Annotated in this window: 18 protein-coding genes and 1 tRNA gene; 7 read left to right on the plus strand and 12 right to left on the minus strand. The window is 55.8% G+C overall.

The features are described 5' to 3' along the window. Window positions 1–28 precede the first annotated feature (28 nt). Window positions 29–1,687: a lysine--tRNA ligase gene (locus PUV47_RS14530; protein ID WP_274219304.1), complete on the minus strand. Its 1,659-nt coding sequence runs from the start codon at window positions 1,685–1,687 to the stop codon at window positions 29–31. Between the two features lie 232 nt (window positions 1,688–1,919). Between PUV47_RS14530 and PUV47_RS14535 the strand changes: the two genes are divergently transcribed. After that, a complete protein-coding gene (locus PUV47_RS14535; RefSeq protein ID WP_274219305.1) occupies window positions 1,920–2,333 on the plus strand; it encodes a tellurite resistance TerB family protein in 414 nt (137 codons plus the stop codon). A gap of 60 nt (window positions 2,334–2,393) precedes the next feature. Here PUV47_RS14535 and PUV47_RS14540 read toward each other — a convergent pair whose 3' ends face one another. The 4 genes from PUV47_RS14540 to PUV47_RS14555 form a co-directional block, all read right to left on the minus strand. Further along, window positions 2,394–3,401 carry a phosphotransferase family protein gene (locus PUV47_RS14540; protein WP_274219306.1) on the minus strand — a complete coding sequence of 336 codons (1,008 nt, stop codon included), beginning with the start codon at window positions 3,399–3,401 and terminating at the stop codon, window positions 2,394–2,396. A gap of 103 nt (window positions 3,402–3,504) precedes the next feature. Next, window positions 3,505–3,897 (minus strand): Co2+/Mg2+ efflux protein ApaG, encoded by a 393-nt coding sequence (gene apaG, locus PUV47_RS14545; protein WP_274219307.1) that lies wholly within the window; start codon window positions 3,895–3,897, stop codon window positions 3,505–3,507. A 263-nt stretch (window positions 3,898–4,160) separates the two neighbouring features. Next, a complete protein-coding gene (locus tag PUV47_RS14550) occupies window positions 4,161–4,769 on the minus strand; it encodes a CDP-alcohol phosphatidyltransferase family protein (RefSeq protein WP_274219308.1) in 609 nt (202 codons plus the stop codon). Between the two features lie 107 nt (window positions 4,770–4,876). Further along, window positions 4,877–5,674, minus strand: coding sequence for an ion transporter (locus PUV47_RS14555; RefSeq protein ID WP_274219579.1), 798 nt, complete (start codon window positions 5,672–5,674; stop codon window positions 4,877–4,879). 239 nt (window positions 5,675–5,913) lie between these two features. Here PUV47_RS14555 and PUV47_RS14560 point away from each other — a divergent pair. The 4 genes from PUV47_RS14560 to PUV47_RS14575 all read left to right on the plus strand — a co-directional run bounded on the left by PUV47_RS14560 (window position 5,914) and on the right by PUV47_RS14575 (window position 10,178). Continuing rightward, window positions 5,914–5,987 (plus strand) — tRNA-Gly (locus tag PUV47_RS14560). A 94-nt stretch (window positions 5,988–6,081) separates the two neighbouring features. Then, window positions 6,082–8,835 carry an SH3 domain-containing protein gene (locus PUV47_RS14565; RefSeq protein WP_274219309.1) on the plus strand — a complete coding sequence of 918 codons (2,754 nt, stop codon included), beginning with the start codon at window positions 6,082–6,084 and terminating at the stop codon, window positions 8,833–8,835. Beyond that, window positions 8,835–9,266 (plus strand): DUF1810 domain-containing protein, encoded by a 432-nt coding sequence (locus tag PUV47_RS14570; protein WP_274219310.1) that lies wholly within the window; start codon window positions 8,835–8,837, stop codon window positions 9,264–9,266. The genes PUV47_RS14565 and PUV47_RS14570 overlap by 1 nt, the downstream gene beginning before the upstream one ends. Window positions 9,267–9,443: 177 nt before the next feature. Next, the gene (locus PUV47_RS14575; protein WP_274219311.1) at window positions 9,444–10,178 is read left to right on the plus strand and encodes a fumarylacetoacetate hydrolase family protein; all 735 of its coding nucleotides are present in this window, start codon (window positions 9,444–9,446) and stop codon (window positions 10,176–10,178) included. A 57-nt stretch (window positions 10,179–10,235) separates the two neighbouring features. On the opposite strand, the gene PUV47_RS14580 is transcribed toward PUV47_RS14575, so the two are convergent. From PUV47_RS14580 to PUV47_RS14600, 5 genes are all read right to left on the minus strand, one after another. Beyond that, window positions 10,236–11,582: an HlyD family type I secretion periplasmic adaptor subunit gene (locus tag PUV47_RS14580; protein WP_274219312.1), complete on the minus strand. Its 1,347-nt coding sequence runs from the start codon at window positions 11,580–11,582 to the stop codon at window positions 10,236–10,238. Window positions 11,583–11,631: 49 nt separating this feature from the next. After that, on the minus strand, window positions 11,632–13,833 hold the full coding sequence (locus PUV47_RS14585) for a type I secretion system permease/ATPase (protein WP_274219313.1): 2,202 nt from the start codon (window positions 13,831–13,833) through the stop codon (window positions 11,632–11,634). Between the two features lies 1 nt (window position 13,834). Next, window positions 13,835–15,979, minus strand: a complete 2,145-nt coding sequence (locus PUV47_RS14590; RefSeq protein WP_274219314.1) for a hypothetical protein — start codon at window positions 15,977–15,979, stop codon at window positions 13,835–13,837. A gap of 133 nt (window positions 15,980–16,112) precedes the next feature. Next, the gene (locus PUV47_RS14595) at window positions 16,113–17,015 is read right to left on the minus strand and encodes a hypothetical protein (protein ID WP_274219315.1); all 903 of its coding nucleotides are present in this window, start codon (window positions 17,013–17,015) and stop codon (window positions 16,113–16,115) included. A gap of 509 nt (window positions 17,016–17,524) precedes the next feature. Continuing rightward, window positions 17,525–18,091, minus strand: a complete 567-nt coding sequence (locus PUV47_RS14600) for a hypothetical protein (protein WP_274219316.1) — start codon at window positions 18,089–18,091, stop codon at window positions 17,525–17,527. A gap of 112 nt (window positions 18,092–18,203) precedes the next feature. Between PUV47_RS14600 and PUV47_RS14605 the strand changes: the two genes are divergently transcribed. Next, window positions 18,204–18,767, plus strand: a complete 564-nt coding sequence (locus tag PUV47_RS14605) for a hypothetical protein (RefSeq protein WP_274219317.1) — start codon at window positions 18,204–18,206, stop codon at window positions 18,765–18,767. On the opposite strand, the gene PUV47_RS14610 is transcribed toward PUV47_RS14605, so the two are convergent. Continuing rightward, entirely contained in the window at window positions 18,758–20,818 is a 2,061-nt protein-coding gene (locus tag PUV47_RS14610; protein WP_274219318.1) for a glycosyltransferase, read from the minus strand. The genes PUV47_RS14605 and PUV47_RS14610 overlap by 10 nt on opposite strands. A 125-nt stretch (window positions 20,819–20,943) precedes the next feature. Between PUV47_RS14610 and PUV47_RS14615 the strand changes: the two genes are divergently transcribed. After that, window positions 20,944–21,735, plus strand: coding sequence for a transporter substrate-binding domain-containing protein (locus tag PUV47_RS14615; protein ID WP_274219319.1), 792 nt, complete (start codon window positions 20,944–20,946; stop codon window positions 21,733–21,735). Here PUV47_RS14615 and PUV47_RS14620 read toward each other — a convergent pair. Beyond that, window positions 21,732–22,580, minus strand: a complete 849-nt coding sequence (locus PUV47_RS14620; RefSeq protein WP_274219320.1) for a sterol desaturase family protein — start codon at window positions 22,578–22,580, stop codon at window positions 21,732–21,734. The two genes, PUV47_RS14615 and PUV47_RS14620, sit on opposite strands and share 4 nt — an antisense overlap. Between the last annotated feature and the right edge of the window lie 18 nt (window positions 22,581–22,598).

Here is a 22,598-nt window from a genome sequence, read left to right on the forward strand (position 1 = left end):
CCCCCTCTTGGTCAGAGGGGGCAATTCATCACGCTCCGAGCTCTCCTGCAAGTGCTTTTGCAATCAGAGCTCGTGTCTCATCAATGCCGTAGAGGGCCACAAAAGACCCAAAACGCGGCCCCTTCTCCTGCCCCAGAAGTACTTGATAAATCGCAGAAAAGAAGTTCTGTGCAACCCCTGGGCGACCATCTGGACCTGGCTTTTCGACGTTCTGGTAACGCTCGATATTGCGACCAATGTCGTAAATTGCATTCTGAATATCGGCACCGTCCGTGTCCTTGTCCAGACCGGCCAAAACCGCATCCAACTGCTGGAGCATTTCCGTTTCAACTTCATCAGCCGGCTTAAATTGTTTGTTCGGCTTTACAAAGTCGTCGTAGTAGCGGATCGCATAACCCACCAGCTGATTGAGGATCGGGTGGGTTTGAGCACTGGTGCCCGGTGCGTAGCGAGAAATGAACGCCCACAGCACATCCGAGTTTTCCGCGTTTGATGCTGAGACCAGGTTCAGCAGCATGGCGAAAGAAATCGGCACTTCCTCTTGTGGCGGCTGACCGTTGTGAACATACCAGACCGGGTTCATGAGCTTTTGCTCAGGCTTCATGGTGGGGTATTTGTTCAAGAACGTGCAGTACTCGTCGACCGCCTTTGGGATCACGTCGAAGTAGAGCTTCTTGGCAGTCTTTGGCTTTTGATAGTTGAACAGCGACAGGCTCTCGTTGGACGCATATGTCAGCCATTCTTCCATGGTCAGGCCATTCCCCTTGGACTTGGAGATCTTCTGGCCTTTTTCGTCGAGGAAAAGCTCGTAGTTGAAGCCCTCTGGCGCGGGCTTGCCCAGCGCACGGCAAATCTTGGAGGACAGGTTCACACTGTCGATCAAGTCCTTGCCTGCCATTTCGTAGTCCACGCCGAGAGCGTACCAACGCAGCGCCCAGTCGGCCTTCCACTGGCACTTTACGTGACCACCTGTGACTGGCACCTCAATGCGTTCGCTGGTCTCCGGGTCAATGTAGGTAACAGTGCCCTTTTCCACGTTGCGGTCGACCATTGGCACCTGCAGCACAATACCAGTGCGCGGGCAAATCGGCAGGAACGGAGAATAGGTGGCCTGACGCTCCTCACCAAGCGTTGGCAGAATGATCGCCATCACGTCGTCATAGACTTCGAGCATGCGCAGCAGCGCCGCATCCAGCTTGCCCGAGGTGTAGTAGTCGGTAGATGAGGCAAACTCATAGTCAAAGCCGAAACGGTCGAGGAAAGCCATCAGTTTGGCGTTGTTGGACTGGGCAAAGCCCTCATACTCGCCGAACGGATCTGGTACGCGTGTCAACGGCTTGCCAAGGCTTTCGGCAAGCAGCTCCTGGTTTGGAACGTTGGTCGGCACCTTGCGGAAACCGTCCATATCGTCGGAGAAGCAGATGAGCTTGGTCTCGATCTTGTCTTCAGTCAGCAAACGGAACGCGGTGCGCACCATGGAGGTACGCGCCACTTCGCCGAAGGTGCCCATGTGCGGCAGACCGGAAGGACCATAGCCCGTCTCAAACAAGACGGGCCTCGGTTTGCCCTCTTTTTCGAGACGTTTGACCAGTTTGCGCGCTTCTTCGAAAGGCCAGGCTTTAGATACCTTGGCGGCCTCTATAAATTCAGGACTGAGGTCGAGCTGCGGCAAACGTTGATTGGTCATGGCTTTAAACCATCTAACTTTCATACTTGAGTGGAAAAAACTAAGCCTGTCCGCGAGAACTAACTGCGACAGGCTGCCGGAACTTAAGTAAAACAAGGGGCTCCGTCAATGACCGTTCGGTGACAATAGCAGTGCTCCCTTGCATCTATGTGGTTTTACCCCTAATCCTGCAGAATGAGTGAGCATGATGCTTCGGGTTTAAGCATCGACCCTTTCTAGAGACGAGAGAAACATGAATAAGCTACTGAGTGTTCAAGAAGCACTGGTCCATATTATGGTCATGACCGCCGCCGCTGATAGCAGCATGACAGATTCCGAGCTGCGGACGATTGGTGAAGTGGTCCAATTCATGCCTGTTTTCAGAGGGTTCGACGAGACGGAGCTGGTGCGCATCAGTGGTGAATGTGGCGAACGCATGAGCGCTGAAAACGGTCTGGGCGACACGCTGGACCTGATCGCACAGTCCCTGCCCTCAAAGCTCTATGACACAGGCTACGCGGTTGCTGTAGAAGTTGCCGCAGCGGACCTGCGCCTTCAGCAGGAAGAGCTACGCATGCTGCAGCTGTTCCGTGACCGCTTCAATCTGGACAAGCTCACGGTTGCGGCCATCGAGCGCGGCGCACAGGCGCGCTACCGCACCGAGTAAGTTTCATAGGGCTATTGGAATGGTAAGGCGGCTCTTTGGGCCGCCTTTTTTGTTTGTTTCTCAGGCAATAGAATCAAAAGGCACAGGTTCCCGAACCTCAAGGCAATGCATGAGTGCTTTCCTGACGGCGTTTGAACTTGGGAAAGGCTTGGTTTCAAAGCCTTGCTGTTCGCGCATGCGCTCAAACGCGAGCACCTTGGGCAGCCACAACAGCTCACATACATGCAGCATGTCGTCGTTTACCCGGCCACCAGATGATTTGTAGCCTTCAAGGAACTGATTGTAGGCGTTCGTATCAGCCACCAGATGGCCCTCCGCGTTCAATCGGGTCCAATGGCGCATCTTGACCAGATCCAATTCGGGAGGGGCAATCATCGCATTGTCCCAGTCGATCACCTTGAGGCCCTCTTCGGTATCCAGCCAGTTCAGGGGATGGTAATCGTTGTGGGCAAGCACAAAGCGTTCAGGCGTTTTGAGATGCGGGAGAACAGCATCCTTTACTCGAGCGGCCTCCAAATCAACACCGGTGAGCTTTTCCAGCTGCTCCAGTTGCACGCCCACCCAGTCTTCCGGGGCACGCCATTCTTCGTCCAAGCGCCGCTTGAAGCGGGAAAACTCAACCCGGTGAATACTGGCGAGCGTCTTGCCCGCGCGGGTGTAAATGTCGTGAGCCTTCTCCCGCCGATCATTCAGCCATTCATGCAAAACAAATGCATGCGGTACCATGGTTCGGGCGAAGTCGAAGAAAACGGTCTCCGGCATGATGGGGTGACGTTCCCCCATGCCGATGGGCATTGAAGAAAGCCGTGCCACATGCCGATCCAGCTCTTCTTCGAGGTCATGTTCTGGCTCTTCACTCAAGGTCAGGAGCGCTGCAACCAGTGGATCTTTTGGAAACCCGGTCTCGTAACCAAACAGCTGCTCATTGGCACGCACGCGAATGCAGTAGCTACGCGCATAGTGATCGAGCCTGTAAATGTGATTGATCGCCCCTTTGAAGCTTGGAACGGACGTTTTGTCCCGCAACAGCTCGTAGGCGGCGTTGTAAACCGCTTTGCTTGCCCGCATGAATGCCCCGGCGTTTGGGACCCGCCTTGAGGCGAGTCACAGCACGCTAAATTGTTGTTGGAGGAACCTGGCGCTGCACCCACCCGCAGGCCAAGCATCTCCCTTAATTCAGGGTACGCACTTGATCAGGCAGATCCAAGGAGAAAGCGGGGATCTCAACATCAAACCGCTCACCTGAGAGCGTTTCCATCTGGTAATCCCCAGACATGATGCCCGAGGGTGTCCCAAGCGGACAACCAGAGGTGTACTGGAAGCTACCACCCGGTTCTATAACGGGTTCTTCCCCAACGACACCAGCGCCGCGCACCTCTTGCAGGTGGCCGGTCTCGTCGATGATTTTCCAATGGCGCGCACGCAGGCAAACGGTGCGATCGCTGAAATTCTCTATTGCGACCTTATAGGCCCAAAAATACTGATCTTCTTCCGGTCGAGACTCCTCTGAAAGATAGTAGGGCTCGACAGTAACCTGTATGTCTCGGGTGATGGAGCGATACATCACAAGTTTCCTTTAGTTATACGGCCTAGAGGTAGCCTTTTATTGTTCCATTTTAATGCAGCACCGGCGTGGCGGACAAGCCCAAGCTAGCCTAGTGAAAATGTTCACTGAACTATGGTGGACACCTCGTTTCCATAGATGGGTCAAAGCCCTCGGCGTTCAAAGCCTCTCGCCACAACACAATACCCAGAGCTCCCCTAAAAGTTCTGGGCTTTGGCCGTGCAGCGGCCCTTGTCCGGCGATCGACGACACCGTGCCGCGCCCTACCCCTCCAACAGCGCTTTCACCAGGAAAATGCGCGCGATGGCAGAGATAAAGCACACGCAGGCAAAGCCCCAGGCGATGTAAACAAACAACGATGGGAAAAGGCAAAATGCGATAAAGACCGCAATGGTTTCGAGCCCTTCGGCCAAGCCACCCAGATAGTAGAATGACTTGATGCCTTGCGCCCGCGTGTTCATGCCGCGCTTTGCCGCCAGTGTCGCGAAGGCAAGGAACGTGGCGCCGTTCAGATAGAAGCTCAGCAGCAGAACAGCACCGGCCACAGCATTGCCCACCGGATCATAAACCACGAAGGCAAACGGAATGGCACCATAGAAAATGAAGTCGAACACGATATCGAGGAAGCCGCCAAGATCGGTTTTTTCGGTCGCGCGCGCCACCGCTCCGTCAAGGCCATCGGCCAATCGGTTGATGATGATCGCAACCAGCGCCGCCTCGAACTGTCCAAGAGCAATACAGAGCGCCGCTACGCCAGCGAACAACAGGCCGATGACCGAAACGGTATTGGCACTCAAGCCCGCATTGGCAATCATCTTGCCAAGTCGGTTCAGTGGTGGGTCAATGTATCGGCGCGCAGTGGCATCAAGCATCAGGCTCTCCCTGAGTATTTATATACTACAGGGAATAGTAGGCCTTAAGCCAAATGGCTAGAGCACTCCGACACATTATCCAGTCAAGTCTGATTGAGGACGTCCGCTCAGGTCTTTTCCGAGCTTTGGTTTCTCAGCTCTGCCACTTCGCGCCGCAAGGCCCGCACTTCCTGAAGCACCAGCTCTGTTTCCGAATGGATCAGCTGGCGATCCTTTTCAGCGCTTGCGTCGTGCTCCTGCTGCATGGCCGAAACCATGATACCAATGAACAGGTTAAGCACCGTAAACGCAGTACACAGGATGAACGGCAGGAAGAAGAGCCACGCGCTTGGGTAAACCTCCATAACCGGACGAACAATGCCCATGCTCCAGCTTTCCAGCGTCATCACCTGAAACAGCGTATAGGCGGAGGCGGCGATCGAGCCAAACCAGTCCGGGAATGAGGCACCGTAAAGCTTGGTGGCCATCACTGAGAACACATAGAACACCAGCGTCATCAGGAGGACCACAGACCCCATGCCCGGAAGCGCGGCCATCAGGCCGCCAATTACCTTGCGCAGCGAAGGCACCACCGAAATGAGGCGGAGCACACGCAAGATACGCAGAGCACGAAGCACACTTGCAGGACCCGTTGCTGGCACCAAGGCAATGCCGATGATGAAGGTATCAAACAGGTTCCACGCGCCGGTGAAGAAGCGTGGCCCATAGGCGAAGATGCGCAGGGTCAGTTCCACCACGAAAATGGCAAGGATGGTCCTGTCCATGGCGATCAGCACGGGACCAAACGCGTCCATCGCTGTCTGACTGGTTTCCAGACCCAATGTGACTGCATTGATCAGAATAAGCGTGACAATGGTGTATTCCCAACGCTTGCCCTCAATGAGAGCACGAAGCCTCGCCCGCATCATGTTCAACCTGATTTGATTCAAACTGAGGGTAACCTATGAATTACTACGAGTAGATCAAGGCCTGTTTCGACCGGTTTGTTCGCAATCCCTGAGTAATTTTGTGCATCTTGCCATCAGCGCGCGCAAACGGGCCGAAAAGCCTTGCCAGCTTCGCCAAGGACAACTGGTTATCAACCTCTCCCTATTTCAAGCGCCTTGACACCTGCAGGTTCCTTGCTGATAAGAGCAACAAGCGCGCGGGTGTAGCTCAATGGTAGAGCAGTAGCTTCCCAAGCTAACGACGAGGGTTCGATTCCCTTCACCCGCTCCATTTCCGCTAGATTAACACTAGTAAACTTTCCCACACCGCTCTTCGAGATTTCTGGTAGGCTGCTCCACCTTCCGCAACGGAATGAGGCTACCTCATGAGACTTCTTGTCGTCGCACTCCTTGCCTTCAGCCTGGAAATGGCACAGGCCCAAGCTTACACCGGCACCATCACCACCAAGGTGAATTTTCGAGAGGGGCCGGGAACGAACTTCCAATCCATGGGCACACTTGATGCCGGCACAAATGTCGAGATCACCGAATGTGATGAGAGTGGCTCATGGTGCGCCGTTTCCATATCTGGTCAGTCCGGATTTGTAAGTGGCGAGTACATCAGTGTCTCGGAAGAAGAAGGCGGCTGGCCACGCACCTTTCAGGCCGAGGACGGTGCGGTCATCGTGCTGTACCAGCCTCAAATCACGGAGTGGGCCAACTTCACCACTCTGAAAGCGATGGTGGCTACCGAATATCGCCCAGCCGCCAATGAAGCTCCGGTTTTTGGCGTCATAAATCTGGAGGGCAAGACCTTTGCCAATGAGGACAGCGACGAGGTGTTCCTTCAAGGCATCAAGGTAACCGGCCTTGATTTTTCCGTCCTCTCCAAGGATCAGCTGAGCAAACTCAATCTTGAGGTCGGCAAGCTGATCCCGGTCGATACCATCACCTTGTCCAAGCAGCGCATCGCCGCCTCGCTTGCCAATTCCCAGCAGATGCAGAACGTGGAAGGGTTGCAGGCCGAAGCGCCGCCCATCTTTCACAGCACACAGGATGCCGTTCTGCTTCAAACCGATGGCGAACCCATTGAAGCGCCTGTTCAAGGGGTGGATGAGCTTCTTTTCATCGTGAATACCAACTGGGACCTGTTCAAGCTGAATGAAACCGGTACCTACTACCTGCGAGATGAGGAGGCTTGGCTTTCTTCGGACAAGCTGGATGGCACCTGGATAGACGCGAGGCAGCTGCCCGAGGTTTTTTCCAAGCTGCCGGATGACGAGAACTGGCAGAACGCGAAGGCTGCTTTTCCCAACAAGGGATTGGAGGGCGCTGCAGTGCCCGTTGTATTCTACAGCGACCGACCAGCAGAACTGTTGCTCTTCGAAGGTGAACCAACCTTGGAGGATGTCGGCACGACGGAACTGCAATGGGCTTCCAACTCAACCAGTGACGTGTTCTTCCACAAGACGGAGAAGAACTGGTACACCTTGCTTTCAGGTCGCTGGTTCCGCGCCCAAAGCCTTGATGGGCCTTGGACATTTGCCACACCGGACTTGCCACAGGACTTTCAGTTCATCCCTGAGGATGCCCCTTACTACTCTGTGCGTGCGTCCGTTCCGGGTACTTCGGAAAGTGCGGAGGCAAGGCTCCTTGCCAGTATTCCAACCACCGCCCGTGTGGAAGTGGGGTCCATTCAGCCAGAGGTCAGCTACGCGGGAGATCCCGATTTCCAGCCCATTGACGGCACCTCCCTGTCCTACGCCGTGAATACGAGCAGTCAGGTGATTCAAGTAGGCACCGCCTATTATGTGGTGCAAGACGGCGTGTGGTTTACTGGCCCCAGCGCTAACGGACCGTGGGAAGTGGCGACTTCCGTGCCCGATGAGATCTACGAGATCCCGCCCAGCTCCCCAGTTTACAACACCACCTACGTGCGGGTCTACGAGAGCGAACCGGCCAGCGACACCTCAGCTGGTGCCGTGTGGTTTGGCTTCACCATGGGTTACCTTTGGAGCTATCTGGCATGGGACACCTATGTCTATGGCAATGGGTATTGGTATCCGCCCTACTACCGGCCATGGCGACCGGGGTACTATCCGCCCTATTTCCCTCGCCCTGTCACTTTCGGCTCCGGGATCTACTACAACCCGGCGCGCGGCGTTTTTGGCCGATATGGCTATGCCTATGGCCCCAACCGGGGCATCGCGGTGGGCCGGGTGTATAACCCTTCTACGGGCCGTTACATTCGCGGCGGCTATGCCTCAGGCCCGCGTGGCGCTGCGGGCTTCATCTCCGTTACCAACCCCATCACCGGCAACAAGGCCTTCGTGGGCGGAGGCAGAAACATCTACGGCAGTTGGAACACCGGCGGTGTGAAGCTTGGCAGTGAGTGGGCGCGGGCCAATCCGGCAGACCGCTTGCGGGACGGGGCCGGTCCGGGGCGTTGGAACCGTGCGTCGAAGGAAGGTCTTGTTGAACGCGGTCGCCGTGGAGAGATCTTTGCCGGACAGGATGGCAAGGTCTACCGCAACATGGAGGGCAAATGGCAGCAGTTTGACCGCGGCAACTGGGAAGGTATAGACGGCCCAGCAGCAGAACGGCTTGACCGGGATCGCCTGGAAACCGTGGCCGCAGGCGCAGCAGGTGCTGCAATTGGAGCCGGAGCTGTTCAAGGCCTTAAAGGAACAGGTGCGGGGCAAACGGTTCGGGATCGCGCCGCAGCCTCTGGTGCGGGGCAAACAGTCCGAGATCGTGCCGCAGCCTCCGGCGCTGGGCAAACAGTCCGGGATCGCGCCGCAGGCTCTGGCGCTGGACAGACCATCAAGGACCGTGCCCAGCAACGCCCTGACGGCGTTCAACGCCCGGCAGCCCGGCCGGACCAACCACGCGCTGAACGTCCCGCTGCCAGACCCCAAACACGGGAGGCGGTAAAACAGAGGAAGCCCGCTGCCGTTCAGCGCCCCGCAGCACGAAAAGCCCCTACCCACTTGCGCAAGGACCAAAGAGCACGGCAAGTTGGGAACAAACGGGTTCATAAAAGCCGCGAGGCTCGCAAGCCTGCGAAACGGCAGGCCAGACCACAAGCGCGCAAGGCAAGCCACCGTTCAAGAGGAGGTGGCGGAAAAAGGCGGAGATAATGAGTGCAGACAAGACCGATCTTTTGCGATTTGTCGAAGCTCAAGAGAAAGTATGGCCCACGGTCGTCAGCGAACTGACCCTGGGCAAAAAAGCAAGTCACTGGATGTGGTTCATTTTCCCCCAGCTAAGGGAACTGGGGCGTTCAGGCACAGCCCACTTCTATGGCATCGAAGACCTTGAGGAAGCCAAGGCTTATCTGGCTCACCCAGTGCTTGGTCCGCGCTTGACCGAGGCCATGGCGTTGATGTTGAGCCACCCGGATGTGAGCGCGGAGGCGGTGCTTGGCCCCATTGACGCCAAGAAGCTGAGATCCAGCGCCACGCTGTTTGCTTTGGCGAGCCAGAATGCAGCTCCCTTCGCTCAAGTGCTGGACGTGTTTTATGACGGCGTGCGCTGCGATCTGACAACATCCCTCCTTTCTGAAGCCTAGTCGCCCAGCGCAGAACTTTTACAAAGCGGCCTTACGTCACCCAGCAGCACGAGGGGAAACCCGTAAACTTGGTTGCAAATGGCAGACTTTCACACGCCAAGCTTGACCCGAATGATCCCTGCGCAGTAGGTGAAACGATAAACCTAACTGACCCATCGACCCATTTTGGAGATAATCATGCACGCAACCACCAAGGCGCTGCTTGACGCACGGGCGCACAAAACCCCAGTTCCCCTATCAAAGTTTGCAGAGTTGACGCCATCGCGGGACGGCGCGCTTGCTGTTCAACGCGAGGTCGCCGCTGACCTCGGCGAAGTTGGCGCATGGAAGGTTGCGGTCACGCCGGACGGGGAAGCGCTGTTTGCCCCCATCTTCGCGCCAACCATCAAGGAAGACGGCGCGGTGTTTTCTGAAGGAAGCGAGAAGCCGATTGGCGTTGAGATTGAACTGGCGTTCCGTCTTTGCCAGGATCTGCCCGAGCTTCCGGAAAAGGACGAGGACCTCATCGCCGCCATTGATGGCCTTTACGCGGTGATTGAGCTGATCGATAGCCGTCTTGAAGACATGAACCAGGCTTCACTGGATTTGAAACTGGCGGACTACCTTTCCAACGCGGGCTTCATTGTCGGCGAAAAGATCGAAACATGGGATCCATACGCGCTGACCACTGTCGATCTCAAGCTTGTCGTCAACGATGAAACCGTCATCGATGGCAGCGTTACCAATGTACTTGGCGCACCACTCGACTTGCTGAAGGGCGCGGTGAAAGCGGCGGGCGATCACTGCGGTGGTTTCAAGGCGGGTCAGTATGTCACGACAGGCTCTCTGTCGGGCTGCGTCTTTTATCCTGCTGGCTCCAAGGTCACTGCAAAGTACCCTGCGCTCAAGGCCGCCGTCAGCGCAACGCTTTGAAGAAAAATGAAAAAGGCGCGCCCAGCGGACGCGCCTTTCTGCCTCCTCTGCCGTCTCTTAGTTCTCCTTGAACGCTCTTGACATGCTGTCACGAAGCGGACGGGTGAGGTAATCGAAGAAGGTACGCTCTTTCGTCGTAATATGGACCTCGGCAGGCATGCCGGGTAACGGCGTGAAGTCTGCCATCTCGGCCCGCATACCCTCCATATGGGATTTGTCGAGCTTCACACGCGCCAGATAGATGTCACCCACCTGACCGATTTCGTCCGTTGGCTTGGAATCCGGCGAGACGTAGATCACTTCGCCGTACATGGTGGGCGTCGTGCGCTGGTTCAGGGCCGTCAACCGAATGGTCGCTTGCTGGCCCACATGCACCGTATCGATGTCCTGCGGGCGGATGCGAACTTCCAACAGCATCTCGCTGTCCAGCGGCACAATTTCAAGGATGTTCTTGCCGCTCTCAATCACCCCGCCGGAGGTGTGGTAGTAAAGATTGCCGATCACCCCAGCATTGGGGGCCAAAATGTTGACGCGGTTGAGCACGTCCTTTGCGGCCCGGATTTGCTCCTGCACATCATCAATCTGCGCTTCAATGTCTTGCAACTGGACGGTCGCCTTTTGGCGGGTGATGGACTTTACCCGCAAGATCTCTTCCTGCGTTCGGGCGATGCGCTCGTTAATATCCCCGATCTCCCCCAGCAGGCGGCCGATATCGCCCTTCAAGTTGGCCTGCGCCCGCTGAATTGCGAGGATTTCCGGCTTGCGGATCAGGTTCTTCTTCATGAGTTCACGCTTGTCTGCCAGCTCCGCCTCAAGGTACTCAAGCTGAAGCCGGGCAGATTCCTGCTGTGCCTCGTTGCCTCTGATGCGCTGATGCAAACTGTCGATGCTGTGCTCCAGAATGGCCGTCTCGCTTTGCAATTGTCCCATGTCCACTGCAAAGGCCGCCTTCTGACTGTTGATGATTTCCACCACATCCGGATCCTGACGGCGGTTCAAAAGCTCCTGAGGAAAGACAATTGCCTCTTTGCCCGAGATCAACGCGTTGAGCCGGGCTTCAATGGCCTGAAAGCGGCTGAGCCGCAGTTCCAGACGGCGCAGGTTGGCAAGGGGCGCAGTCTTGTCGAGGCGCACCAGCGTCTGCCCCTTCTCAACCACATCGCCCTCTTGAACCAAGATGTCTTGAATGATGCCTCCTTCCAGATGCTGCACCATCTTGTTCTGGCCGGTCACCACAAAGCTGCCTTTGGAGATGGTTGCACCCGCTATCGGAGCCATGCTGCCCCACACACCAAAGCCAGCCACCAGCAAAATGAGGAGCGCAAAGCCGATGAAGGCCGGGACCCCGATTTTGTGGGGCACATCGTGGTGCCACTGTTGAAGATCGGTAGGGACGAGCGTCATGACTGTTTCCTGTTATCGTTTCTTCTTGAGTGGTTTCAGTCTTGTGCCATCACTCGGATGGCGGCTCGATGGACCCTTCTGGACCATTTTGCGGACCCTTCTGGTCCGGCAGTCTGCGCGCACGCTGCTTTGCGGCGGAAAGCTGCTCGCTCACTTCATCACGTGGGCCTTGCAGCTGAACGCTGCCGTTCTTCAGCACCATGATGCGATCCACGCTGCGCAAAAGCGACGGACGCTGGGTAATCACGACGATGGAGATGCCTTCTTGTTTGGCCCGCCCCATGGCACGGGCCAGCGCCTGTTCGCCGATGGGATCAAGGTTGGAGTTGGGCTCATCCAACACCACCAGCCTTGGGCTGCCATAGAAGGCACGCGCCAGACCAATTCGCTGCTTTTGCCCGCCCGATAGGGGAGCGCCATCCATGGATATCATCGTCTCATAGCCCTGATGAAAGCCTGAGATCATGTCGTGCACGTCAGCGAGTTCCGCCGCCCGGAAGATCTGCGCATCGGTCGCATCATCACGCATTCGGGCGATGTTTGCTTTGATGGTGGACGGAAACAGCTGCACGTCCTGCGGCAGATAGCCAATGCTTTCGCCGAGCTGGCGCGGGTCCCAGTTGCGAAGGTCCATGCGGTCGAGGCGAATATTGCCCGCCGTTGGCGTGATGGACCCCACCAACATCTTGGCGAGCGTGGATTTACCAGCACCGGAGTTGCCGATGATTGCAAGGCTCTCGCCCGGATCAAGCGCAAAGGAGATACCGTTCAAAATCACCTTTTTACTTGGCTTTGGCACGTACAGGATGCGCTCCACATCAAGGCGACCTTTTGGATCAGGCAAGCGCAGTCGGTCCACGTTGAGCGGCGAGCTGTTCAAGAGGTTACGAATCCGGGAGTAGGCCGAGCGCGCCTGGATCATGTTCTTCCAGCCTTCAATCGCCCCTTCAATGGGTGCCAGCGCACGGGAGGCGATGATAGAACCTGCGATCACCATTCCGCCGGTCACCTCATTTTCCAGTGCGAGGAAGGCCCCCCACCCCAGCATGCCAACCTGTGTAGCGAGGCGAACCAGCTTGGAGATGCCGGACATCACCACGTTGCGGTCCTGACCGCTGACCTGCGCCTTCAGGGATTCAGCTGTGTCCTTGCCCCACATCATCACGCTTTCCGGCACCATACCCATGGCATTGATGACCTGCGAGTTGCGTGACATGGCATCGGCCTGAAGGTTTGCGCGGGAAGCAAAGGCATTGGCACGGCTGAAGGGAACTACAGTCAAGCGTTGGTTGATCAGCGCCACAATGAACAGAAGACCGATAGCGCCGGAGACGATCATGCCCAGGTGGGGGTGGATCATGAAGACGGCCAGCAGGAAGACCGGGGCGATGGGCACATCGAAGATCGTGAGCAGAGTGGAACCGGTAATGAAGTTCCGGATCATCTGCAAATCACCCAACGCCTGAAACTCGCGGTTGGACCCATCAATGGATGCTTTGGCCGCCGCATTCATCACCGGGCCGCCAAGGCGGGTTTCCAGATGCACGGCCGTGCGCATCAAGATGAACCGCCGGATCATGTCGAGCATAACGTGGAAAGTCAGGGCGCCCATCACGATCACCGTCAGCATCATCAAGGTATCAGTGCTGCGCGAGGTCAAAACTCGGTCTGAAATCTGGAACAGATAGATGGGAATGGACAGAACCAACAGGTTCACAAACAAGGAGAAAACGAAGACAATCATGAGGTTCTTGCGGCACACGGCCAACCCGTCTGCCATGATCTTGCGGAAATTGGGCGCTCCGCCACGCACCTGCAAGGGGGAGCCGTTGTCGCCACCGCCGCCGCCGCCACCTGGTCCGCCGCCGCCATCCGTCGGGGGTTTGCCACCACCTCCCGTGCTTGGCTCCTTGACCGGGGTTTTGTCATGGACAGTCGTTTTGGTGTTCACAGCTCCATCAATGGTCTGGCCATCTGTTTTGCCGTGCTCACGGGCCTCTTCCGGTGCCTTGCCTGTCTCTGGCTGTTGTTCGCCTGCTTGCGCAGGATCCGCGGCCGCAGGCTCTTCTGCGGCTTTGTTATCGGAGGGATCAAGTGACGCTTCGGTCTGGTTATGATCCTTGGCCTTGCCGTCTTGGCTCTGCTGCTTGTCCCAAAGATAGACCAGCTTGCCGCTCACAGTTCCGTCGCTCGGAGGCTGGGGTGGGCCCTGCCAGTCCTCCGCAATATTCTTGTTGTTTTTTGAAACCATACTAAGCCAAAACCGATGCGAGCATGTCGTCACTGGAAGCGTCTGGTTTGACGATTTCAGCATCACTACCCGTTACGGTTTCCTCCTTGGATCCTTCGACAGCGAACACGACCACTTCAGATGCCAGCGCATCCATCGCTTCTTCGTTTTCCAGATCTTCTGGAAGCAGGTTGGCCTGCATGAGGAAGCTTTCCTCGTAGTGGTCGCCTTCAAGCATTTTCAGCTCGGAGGCGCTGTCATATTCAATGATGCTCGCCGTGTTGATTGTAGTGTTGCCCCCCAAGGACACCGTCACATCGGTATCCACTGAGGTAGACGAGGCCACTGCCACGGCGTCGGCGTCTTCTATGATGTTGGTCTGAAAGATCGCCTTCGTGTCATAGTAGTTTCCGGTGACGTACAGCACGCTGAATATGCCGCCGCCATTGCCAGCGAACATGCTGGTCAGCAATGGGTCCAGTTCGGTCTCACCGGCCTGGATCAGACTGCTCAGCTCAGCTGCGTTCTCTGTCATGAAATCAAAGGCAATAGGTGTGCCAGCATCACCAATGCTGGCGCTGTTGATCAGCGTATTGCCACTTGTTGAAGACGAAATACCATCATCGTCAAATGCTTGCCCCATGCCCTGCATGTAATCCGCATCGTAAATGATGTTCTTCTGATAGATGTAACTTGTCTCATAATAGTCCCCACCAACGATAATGAGATCGTAATTGGTGGAAAGTTCCAGATATGAAGCAGAGTTTTGCGCGTAGTTGTTGCCCACTACAATCGACATCTGATCGGTGATCTCAAGCTGCCCAACAACATCGTTGTCAATGATGTGGTTGATTTGAGTAAACCGCAGCGCGTCATAGTAGTCGCCATAAGCGTAATCAATGGTCCAGAGCGCGTTTGAAGCCCCTGCCCCAACTTCAAGAATGGGCGCTTCTGCTGGCGCTGGAGCCTCCACCACGTCGTCAAACCGCGCGAAATTGTCCATGGTGTTTGTATTGGACGCACTGCTGGTGGTCCCTGCGCTCACCATGGATGAAACGGTGGTCTGCTGTTGCGCTAAACTGGAGATGAACTGTTCGGATGACTGGTCTTGCACATTCCAGTACGTGTCTGGCACCATATCGCCATCATGCAGGATGTTGATCTGGGCAATCACATTGATGTCGTAGTAGTCGCCATGGATCATCGCAGAGCCATAGGTCTCCGGTCCGTCCACGATCGAGGCGGTGTTGATTGCCGTATTGCCCCCCACTTCAAGCGTACCGACGTCCGCTTCGGGATCGACCTTACCGTCAATCGGGTTCGGCGACTGGGTTCTCAGATACAACGACAGGTCCAGCTCGAATGAGGCCTCACCCTCCTCGCCATTGTGGCTGTAGACGGTCACCGTATCGCCGGGCTGTGGGCCTTCTGGCACTTCGCCATTTTCGATGGCTTCCTGCATCTCTTCCATTTCGAGACGCCGCTCTTCCAATAGAGCTTCATATTCTTCCTGACTGAGCACACCGTAGGAGGCGACGGCCGTAAGCGAGATCTGGGTGGTCAGGGTCGTCGCGAGCTGCGCAGCCATGTCATTGGGGCCCATGCCCGAAACATCGCTGACACTGGCTACATTCCAGAAGGCTTCAACCACAAACTGCCCAGAAGCAGCAGATGCGCTGTTGTAATAGGACAGGCCAACGTCGAACTCTCCGTTCAGCAGAATGTCATCGTCCCAGAGGTAGTGAAGTTGCGTGATTACACCCGCAACACCGCCGTTTTCGCCATATGTATAGAGTGCTGGCGTGAACACTTCCCCATTGATGCGCACAGTGAATGAGCTGCCAAAGCCACCCGTTGATGAGGTCGTTTCAACTTCCTGAGCTGGAAGGGCGCGTTCAGAGATATTGAAGAAACGGTTTGGATAAATATCCGGGCGCTCCAGATCGCTCAGGTTTGACGACGGCAACTTGATGTCTTTCAAATCAATGCCGAACTCACCATCTTGCACTCGTCCCAAATATAGTTCGCGAGCTGCCCACCCCAAGTCGGGCCCTGCCAGCTCCACTTCCATATCCTCGTAGAAGTTTTTCCAAAAGCCAAAGTCTTCTGGAATTTTCCACTCGCCTGTAAACCTTTGCAAAATTTCAGAGACGCCTGGACTATACATGCTGCATCCTCCACAGCCCGCCTCTTGGACTTGGTCAAGTATTGATCAAGTTGTAAGAGACGGAGTTAAGGGAGACGAGGCGGGCCCTCGCTTTGGAGCAAGAACCCGCCTCGGTTGTGAGCGTAGCTAGAACTTAGGCGCCATCTTCGCCAGTATCGTTGTCGTAGTTGTTACCACCAACAACGGTTGCATCAACGAGGTTGTACTGCAGGTTCGCACCCATCACGATGTCCTGATTGAATGCTTCCATGTCTGCAGACTTGTCAGCGGACGCTTCAGCAGTACCAGCAACGGAACCGTCATCTTTGTTACCGGAACCCCAATCGCCATCTGCGTTGTCAGCATCGATACCGTCTTCGGTCCGTGCGCGACCACCAGACTGCGTCACATCAGCGTCATAGCTTGCGTCATTGGAGACGGTTGGGCTTGACAGACGATCGTTGTCCACCAAGTCGCCGATCTGCGCGATGTTGAAGGCAGCGTCGTTACCAGCACCGTCGGCGTAAACATTGACGTCATCGCCAGGATTATAATCGACCGAGCTGTTGTTCTGGGCTGCGAGGATCGGAGCGTTCACATCATCATCAATGTCGATGAAGTCATTATCTTCCGGACGCATCCAGTCTTCTGGCAGAAGATCCTGAATGGTGATGTCGATGTCGTTACCGTTCTCGACTTTGTTGTCAACGTCGGTCTTGACGTCAGTATCAACGTCAGTCTTATTTGCGGCTAGGGCACCGGATTCAGAGGATTGAGCCTGACCTTGGTCCTGACCCTGGCCCTGATCCTGTCCTTGGCCTTGATCCTGTCCTTGGCCCTGAGCTTGTCCCTGACCTTGGTCCTGACCCTGACCCTGTTCGTTCTTGTTTTCGCTTTCTACCTTGTTGTCGACGTCGTTATCGTTTTGGTTGCTCTGGAGCGAAGCTTCATCGATTTCCACGTCGTCAAACTTCACATCTACATCGAAATCAGCATCTTCAACTTTGATGTCATCGAACAAAATATTGGTATTGCTGTTGTTACGACCCAAAACCATGGTCTTCTCCACTTTTTGTGGAGTGATCAAGAACGCACCGTCTTCTTCGCGTGTGCTTAACTCTCGTCACTCTTCTTATGTTGTGGGGCTTTCAAGTACTCACCCCGGCTCAGACACAGCTCTACCGTTCTTGGAAATGACCAAGCCGTCTTCGAAATTTTGTGAAGGTCGGACAGCGCGATGTTTTTCTTCTTTTACGCGCCTAACGGTTCGTTGTGTCTCTCGTTAACCTCGCGACTTCTTTTGTCAGCCGAAGCTGGTTGGTCCGTTGGTTACCGGCTCAGTAAAACGCTCACCTTCCGTTAAGTCAACGTAAAATTCGATTATATTTTTACGTTAGCGTAATACGAAGTTTTAACTACAAAAACATGGTTAACATGTAAGATTTTAGTGAGTTTAATCACGTAAGGCCCTCACAAGTCCTAGGAGATTTTTGTGATTTAACAGGAACTCCAGCTGCGCCAAGACGATTGACAGAGCGTGATATATGAAATTCGAAGTAAAAAAGCTCAGGAGAGGCCGCGATCAAGTGACAAGCGCCAAGCAGCGATGACTCTGGGGTCGTAATTCAGCAGTTCAACTTCGTTTGACGGCGAAAATACATCAAATATCTCGTAGGAATCCAGCACGCTTTCTTCGTTTTCTACTTCCGGCTGCTCCACATCAAAGTACAACGAAAACACTTCTGGGTCGGCCAACACTTCACAAAAGCGCGCGCCCATTTCCCACCCTTTCAAGAAAGCCTCTGACTGCCTTACGCTTTCCTGGCTCATCAAATCGCCGATGGCTGGATCATCTATGCCGGTAATCTCCTGCCACACCTTTACCTGCAGCACCCCGACAAGATCCACATCCTGGGTGTGTCCTTCGACCCGGGCCATGCCGTCAATGACATGTCCGAGGAAGCCGATGGCAAAAGGGCGATAGAACAACGCTGGATTTGAGCCATACCGGTTCCTGGCTTCTGCCATGAAGGGCCGCAGCCTCTTGGCAATCCGCTTGACGGGGGCATGGAGCGACTGCCCCATTCGAAGCTTGCTGGACAGGCTGCGAAGAAAAGACCGAACACCACCCATCCCTCTCCCCTCGCGAAGTCACAGGAAAACTATTTGATGAAGCAATCAAGGTGCCTCACTTTAGATGGAAATGGCTTTTGCCGTAACACAGACAAAAGTGGGCTTAAATATAATGACAAAACTGCCCCCAACACCCGACTTCGCTTCCATTGAGGCCGCAGCCGACCAGACCTCGGAGCAAAGGACACGCTTTCTGGCACAAATTGGCACCCTGAATTTCAGTTGGTCCAACAATGAGAGCCTGTTTGTTTATGTGATGATGCTTTTGCTGGGCATCGATCAAAAATCAGCCGCCATCATTTTCTTTACGCTCAACACCTCCCGTGCGCGCCTTGATTTGGTGGCCCGTCTCAGCAAGGCGAACCTGCGCAATGAGGAGGTTCGCAAGGAACTCACTTCGCTGATCCGCAAGTTTGAAAAGGTCACTCGGATCCGCAACGAACTGAACCACTGCATGTTTACCTTGAGCGACCAAGGAGCCATTACCCACACCCATTCCATGCGCATTACGGAGACAAAGGATCAGGTCTTTCTTGGGCGTGTGCGCCCCGTCAACGCCAAGCGCTTTCAGGAGATTGACGAGACAATCGCCAACCTCAAGAGCTTCAATCGCGACTTTTGGAGCTTTCTTCCAAAGCTGGAGAAGGCCATGACCTCTCCAGCGCCTCAAGCTTGAGAAGGCGCATCAGTTTGGTTCCCGTCCGTTTTGATGTGTCCATGGCTTGTCTTGCGCCAGTGGTGTGGACGCCACCAAAACTCAATGGCCGCCTTGTAACAGGCCCAGCTGCCCAACAACCAATAGGCGGGGATGGTGAGCATCTCGAACAAAGTTGGATTGAGCCCCCGATAGTTGGCCCCACGCCATATGCTGAGGATTGATCCCCCAAGGCTGATGAGAAAACTGGCAATCCCTAACGTACCCAAGAAAACCAATATGGCGGAGCTGATGCCGTCTCGTGCCACCATGAAGCCGACATAGCACGCCGCCACGATTGTCCAAGGTGCCACCAACAGGCAAAACAGCCCGCCGACCAGCCAAAGGTAGAAAACCGCAGCGCTTTTTACCCCCAACTCCTGCCAGAGACGCCACGGATCACGCAGATGCACCACGGCGGTCTGCATCCAGCCCTTGTGCCAGCGCGTGCGTTGGGCCACCCAGGCCTTCACCGTTAGCGGGGCCTCTTCGCGGGTGGTGCTGCTCAACGTTTTCACCTGATACCCCTTGCGAGCCAGCCGCACGCCAAGGTCTGCATCCTCCGTCACATTGAAGGGGTCCCATCCGCCGACATCCTTCAAGGCAGCAACCCGAAAGTGGTTCGACGTTCCCCCCAATGGCAACAGGACACCGCGGCGGGAAAACCAAGGCAGGATCACATCGAACAGTGCAGCATATTCGAATGCAAACTGGCGAAGCAGCCACCCCTTTTGAGCATGGTCAATGAACAAGGAGGCTTGCAGACAGGCTGTTGTGTCCGGGGCTTGGGCAAAGGCGGCGGCAGCACGCTTGAGCTGGTCGGCGTCCGGCCGGTCCTCTGCATCAAAAACCGTGATGAGGTCGCCTCGGGCAAGCTGCAACCCCACGCCCAGCGCCCTTGGCTTGGTGCGCGGGCGGCCATCTGGCAGTGCGATGACCTTCATGTGCGGTTCGATCAGCTTGTTCAGTCTGGTCCGGGTTTTGGTGTCGTCTTGCTCGGTCAAGAACAGAATCTCGAGCCGGTTCTTGGGATAGTCCAACCGTGACATGGACCGCACAAGCTGTTCGCAGACGGCATCCTCATCGTAGAGCGGCACCAGAACCGTATAGCGTGGCAGGTCGAAGAGCGGGCCAATCGGCACGGAAGGCTCCTCATCCGCGCCCAACAACTTGTGCTCCTGTGCGGCACTCAGGCGTATGACCCCCAACGCGATTGCCAGCAGCTTCACAAACAGCGAGAGAACTCCCAGAAGGCGCCAGAAGGTAAAGAAGGCGACGATGGGGATTAACCCGGTGAAGGAGAACAAGGTCTTTTGCCCTGACGAGAGGCGCTTTTGCGCTGAATATTCTTCACCCGCCTCCACCAGCGCCGCCGTGCTGTGGCCGGTGTACACAAGGCGGCGCAGCTCAGAGGGCGTGACAACGACCATTCGGTAGCGCTTGCCCAGTTCTCCTGAGGCCACCCGAGCCAGCACGTCAACCTGAGCGCCGATGGGCGCAGCGGCAAGAACAAGGCGCTTATTCGCATCTCTGGCAGGCACCAACAGCAGCCCCTCAATCCGCCTTGGGCGTTCGCTGAACAGCGCATCGCACGCCACCCCCAGGGCGCCGGTTTGCGCAAACCGCAGGTTCAACTTGCCCGCCAGAACGAAGTAATAATGCGAGGTGGAGAGTTTGGCCTGCTCTGTCAGCACCAGACTGAGCGGCTTGCCCAGCAACTTCATCTGCCGAAGCCCCTCCAACATATCGATGTCGGTCACATTGCATTGCCGCAAAATGGCCAGCTCCAGCGCAGACACGCTGAGATACCGTTGCGGCGTGGACTGTGCCGGTCGGGCCTTGGGCATCATGGCAACCAGGGACATGTCGGCCTCACCGCTCATGAAATGCCCGCGCTTGGTCAATGAGTTTTCAAGTCCCTCAGCCTGTCGGGAGGACTTAACAAACAGGCTTCGTAAAAACAGTGCATTGGATAGCTTTCGCTTGCCGCCGTTCACCAGTTTTTCTGATCTTTCCCATATGCTGGCATTCACCTAGTATCTCCTTCAGTGTGGAGCCAAGGGACTTGTTGGTAAGAATGACAGCGCGCCGTAGCTTTAAATTGATAATTGTATCACTGTGTTTTTTATATTCCCTGATTGTGATGCCCTCTTTTGCAGTGTCCCAAACTCTCCCGGGTGAAAAGTTGGAGGCACCGCGTCTTCCGTCTTTTGTGGAACCGCAAAGCCTGTTTTCCAGCAATGCAAAAAAGCCGGACAAGATCTCCTTCATGGCATCGGATGATTTTCCGCCGTTTGCCTTCCGCGACAGTTCCGGTCGGCTGGTCGGCTACAATGTGGATCTGGCCCGTGCCATCTGCGAGGCGCTGGAAATTCCATGCAGCCTGACCGTGAAGCAGTTTTCGCAGATGATCCCGGCTCTCGAGAGCAAAGAGGGGGACGCTGTCATTGCCGGAGTTTCCATCACACCGGATACCCTGCAAAAGGTAGCCTTCTCTGAAGTTTACATGCGCTTTCCCGCACGTTTTGTCATGGCAAAGGACAAAGCCATTGCCCCGCTGCCCAATACGCTAGAGGGCAAGACGGTCGCGGTAGAGGCAGGTTCAAGCTATGAAGCGTACATTGAGCGGTTCTTTCCGCTGACCATTTTGAAAGCCTTCCCAACCACAGAACGCGCCCGTCAGGCCCTTGTGCGCGGCGATGCTGATGCGCATTTCGGCGACAGCATGCGCTTGTCATTTTGGCTTGAAAGCGAGGCCTCGGCCAATTGCTGCCGTTTTGCCGGGGATGCGTGGCTCGACCCGGATTACTTCGGGCAAGGCATGGCCATCGCGGTGCGCAAGGAAGATGAGGTGCTTCTGAGCTCCATCAATCTCGCGCTTGCCCGTCTTCAGGAAGATGGCCGGCTGGATGAGCTTTACCTGCGTTACTTCCCGCGCAGCTTCTTCTAGGTGTTGCCGGAGGCCGGGGCTTCCTTGTCTGGATCTGCCTCCGGCTTTTCCCGGCGCAAGTAAGCGGCAAATGGCAGCCACAAAGACCAGCCAAGGCGGCGTGGCTCTGGCCCGCCATATTGCGTCAACCCAATTTCAAGGCCCAACTGCCCCTTCTTTGGTTCGTGGGTGTATGTGCCAAACAGGTAGTCCCAGAACGGAAAGTTGAAGCCGTAATTGCTGTCGGTTTCGCCTCGGATCTTGGAGTGGTGGATCCGGTGCATGTCCGGTGTCACGATGATCTTGCGCAGGATACGGTCTGCCCGAAGGGGCAGCTTGATGTTGGCGTGGTTGAACATGGCCGCCGCATTCAGCACCACCTCAAACACCACCACAGCAACCACAGGCGCACCGAGCAGCACAACCAAAAGCGCCTTCCACACCATGGAAACAGCGATTTCTAGCGGGTGGAAACGCAGCGCCGTGGTTACATCGAAATGCGGGTCCGCATGATGAACCTTGTGCATGTGCCACAGAAACGGGATCTTGTGGCTCGCCCAGTGTTCGAGCCAGATGAAGAAGTCCAGGGCGACAAAGCAGATGATCCCGGCGATTACCGGATCTACCGGCACCACGTTGAACAGGCCCCAGCCCATTTCTTCTGCCCAAAGCGCACTGCCAACCGCCGCCACTGGCATGACAAAGCGGAGCATCGCGGAGTTCACCACGGACATGCCCAGATTTGTAACCCAGCGGCGTTTGCGGTCCTGAGGTTCTTCCCGGCGCGGGATGGCGAGTTCAATGAGCACCAGAAGTGCAAACACCCCCAGAAAGATGCCGAGCCGAATTGCGCCCTCATTGATCATTGTCTGCTGCTCCCGATT

Origin of the sequence: Pseudovibrio exalbescens, assembly GCF_028737195.1 — a bacterium.
Lineage (GTDB): Bacteria > Pseudomonadota > Alphaproteobacteria > Rhizobiales > Stappiaceae > Pseudovibrio > Pseudovibrio zosterae.

Bases quoted from the DNA above. Each gene is read 5' to 3' on its own strand.
- PUV47_RS14595 (WP_274219315.1), bottom strand. From the start codon at position 17,015: ATGGTTTTGGGTCGTAACAACAGCAATACCAATATTTTGTTCGATGAC.
- PUV47_RS14575 (WP_274219311.1), top strand. From the start codon at position 9,444: ATGCACGCAACCACCAAGGCGCTGCTTGACGCACGGGCGCACAAAACC.
- PUV47_RS14620 (WP_274219320.1), bottom strand. From the start codon at position 22,580: ATGATCAATGAGGGCGCAATTCGGCTCGGCATCTTTCTGGGGGTGTTT.
- PUV47_RS14565 (WP_274219309.1), top strand. From the start codon at position 6,082: ATGAGACTTCTTGTCGTCGCACTCCTTGCCTTCAGCCTGGAAATGGCA.
- PUV47_RS14540 (WP_274219306.1), bottom strand. From the start codon at position 3,401: ATGCGGGCAAGCAAAGCGGTTTACAACGCCGCCTACGAGCTGTTGCGG.
- PUV47_RS14600 (WP_274219316.1), bottom strand. From the start codon at position 18,091: ATGGGTGGTGTTCGGTCTTTTCTTCGCAGCCTGTCCAGCAAGCTTCGA.
- PUV47_RS14605 (WP_274219317.1), top strand. From the start codon at position 18,204: ATGACAAAACTGCCCCCAACACCCGACTTCGCTTCCATTGAGGCCGCA.
- PUV47_RS14580 (WP_274219312.1), bottom strand. From the start codon at position 11,582: ATGACGCTCGTCCCTACCGATCTTCAACAGTGGCACCACGATGTGCCC.
- PUV47_RS14535 (WP_274219305.1), top strand. From the start codon at position 1,920: ATGAATAAGCTACTGAGTGTTCAAGAAGCACTGGTCCATATTATGGTC.
- PUV47_RS14570 (WP_274219310.1), top strand. From the start codon at position 8,835: ATGAGTGCAGACAAGACCGATCTTTTGCGATTTGTCGAAGCTCAAGAG.
- PUV47_RS14585 (WP_274219313.1), bottom strand. From the start codon at position 13,833: ATGGTTTCAAAAAACAACAAGAATATTGCGGAGGACTGGCAGGGCCCA.
- PUV47_RS14590 (WP_274219314.1), bottom strand. From the start codon at position 15,979: ATGTATAGTCCAGGCGTCTCTGAAATTTTGCAAAGGTTTACAGGCGAG.
- PUV47_RS14530 (WP_274219304.1), bottom strand. From the start codon at position 1,687: ATGACCAATCAACGTTTGCCGCAGCTCGACCTCAGTCCTGAATTTATA.
- PUV47_RS14555 (WP_274219579.1), bottom strand. From the start codon at position 5,674: ATGCGGGCGAGGCTTCGTGCTCTCATTGAGGGCAAGCGTTGGGAATAC.
- PUV47_RS14550 (WP_274219308.1), bottom strand. From the start codon at position 4,769: ATGCTTGATGCCACTGCGCGCCGATACATTGACCCACCACTGAACCGA.
- apaG (WP_274219307.1), bottom strand. From the start codon at position 3,897: ATGTATCGCTCCATCACCCGAGACATACAGGTTACTGTCGAGCCCTAC.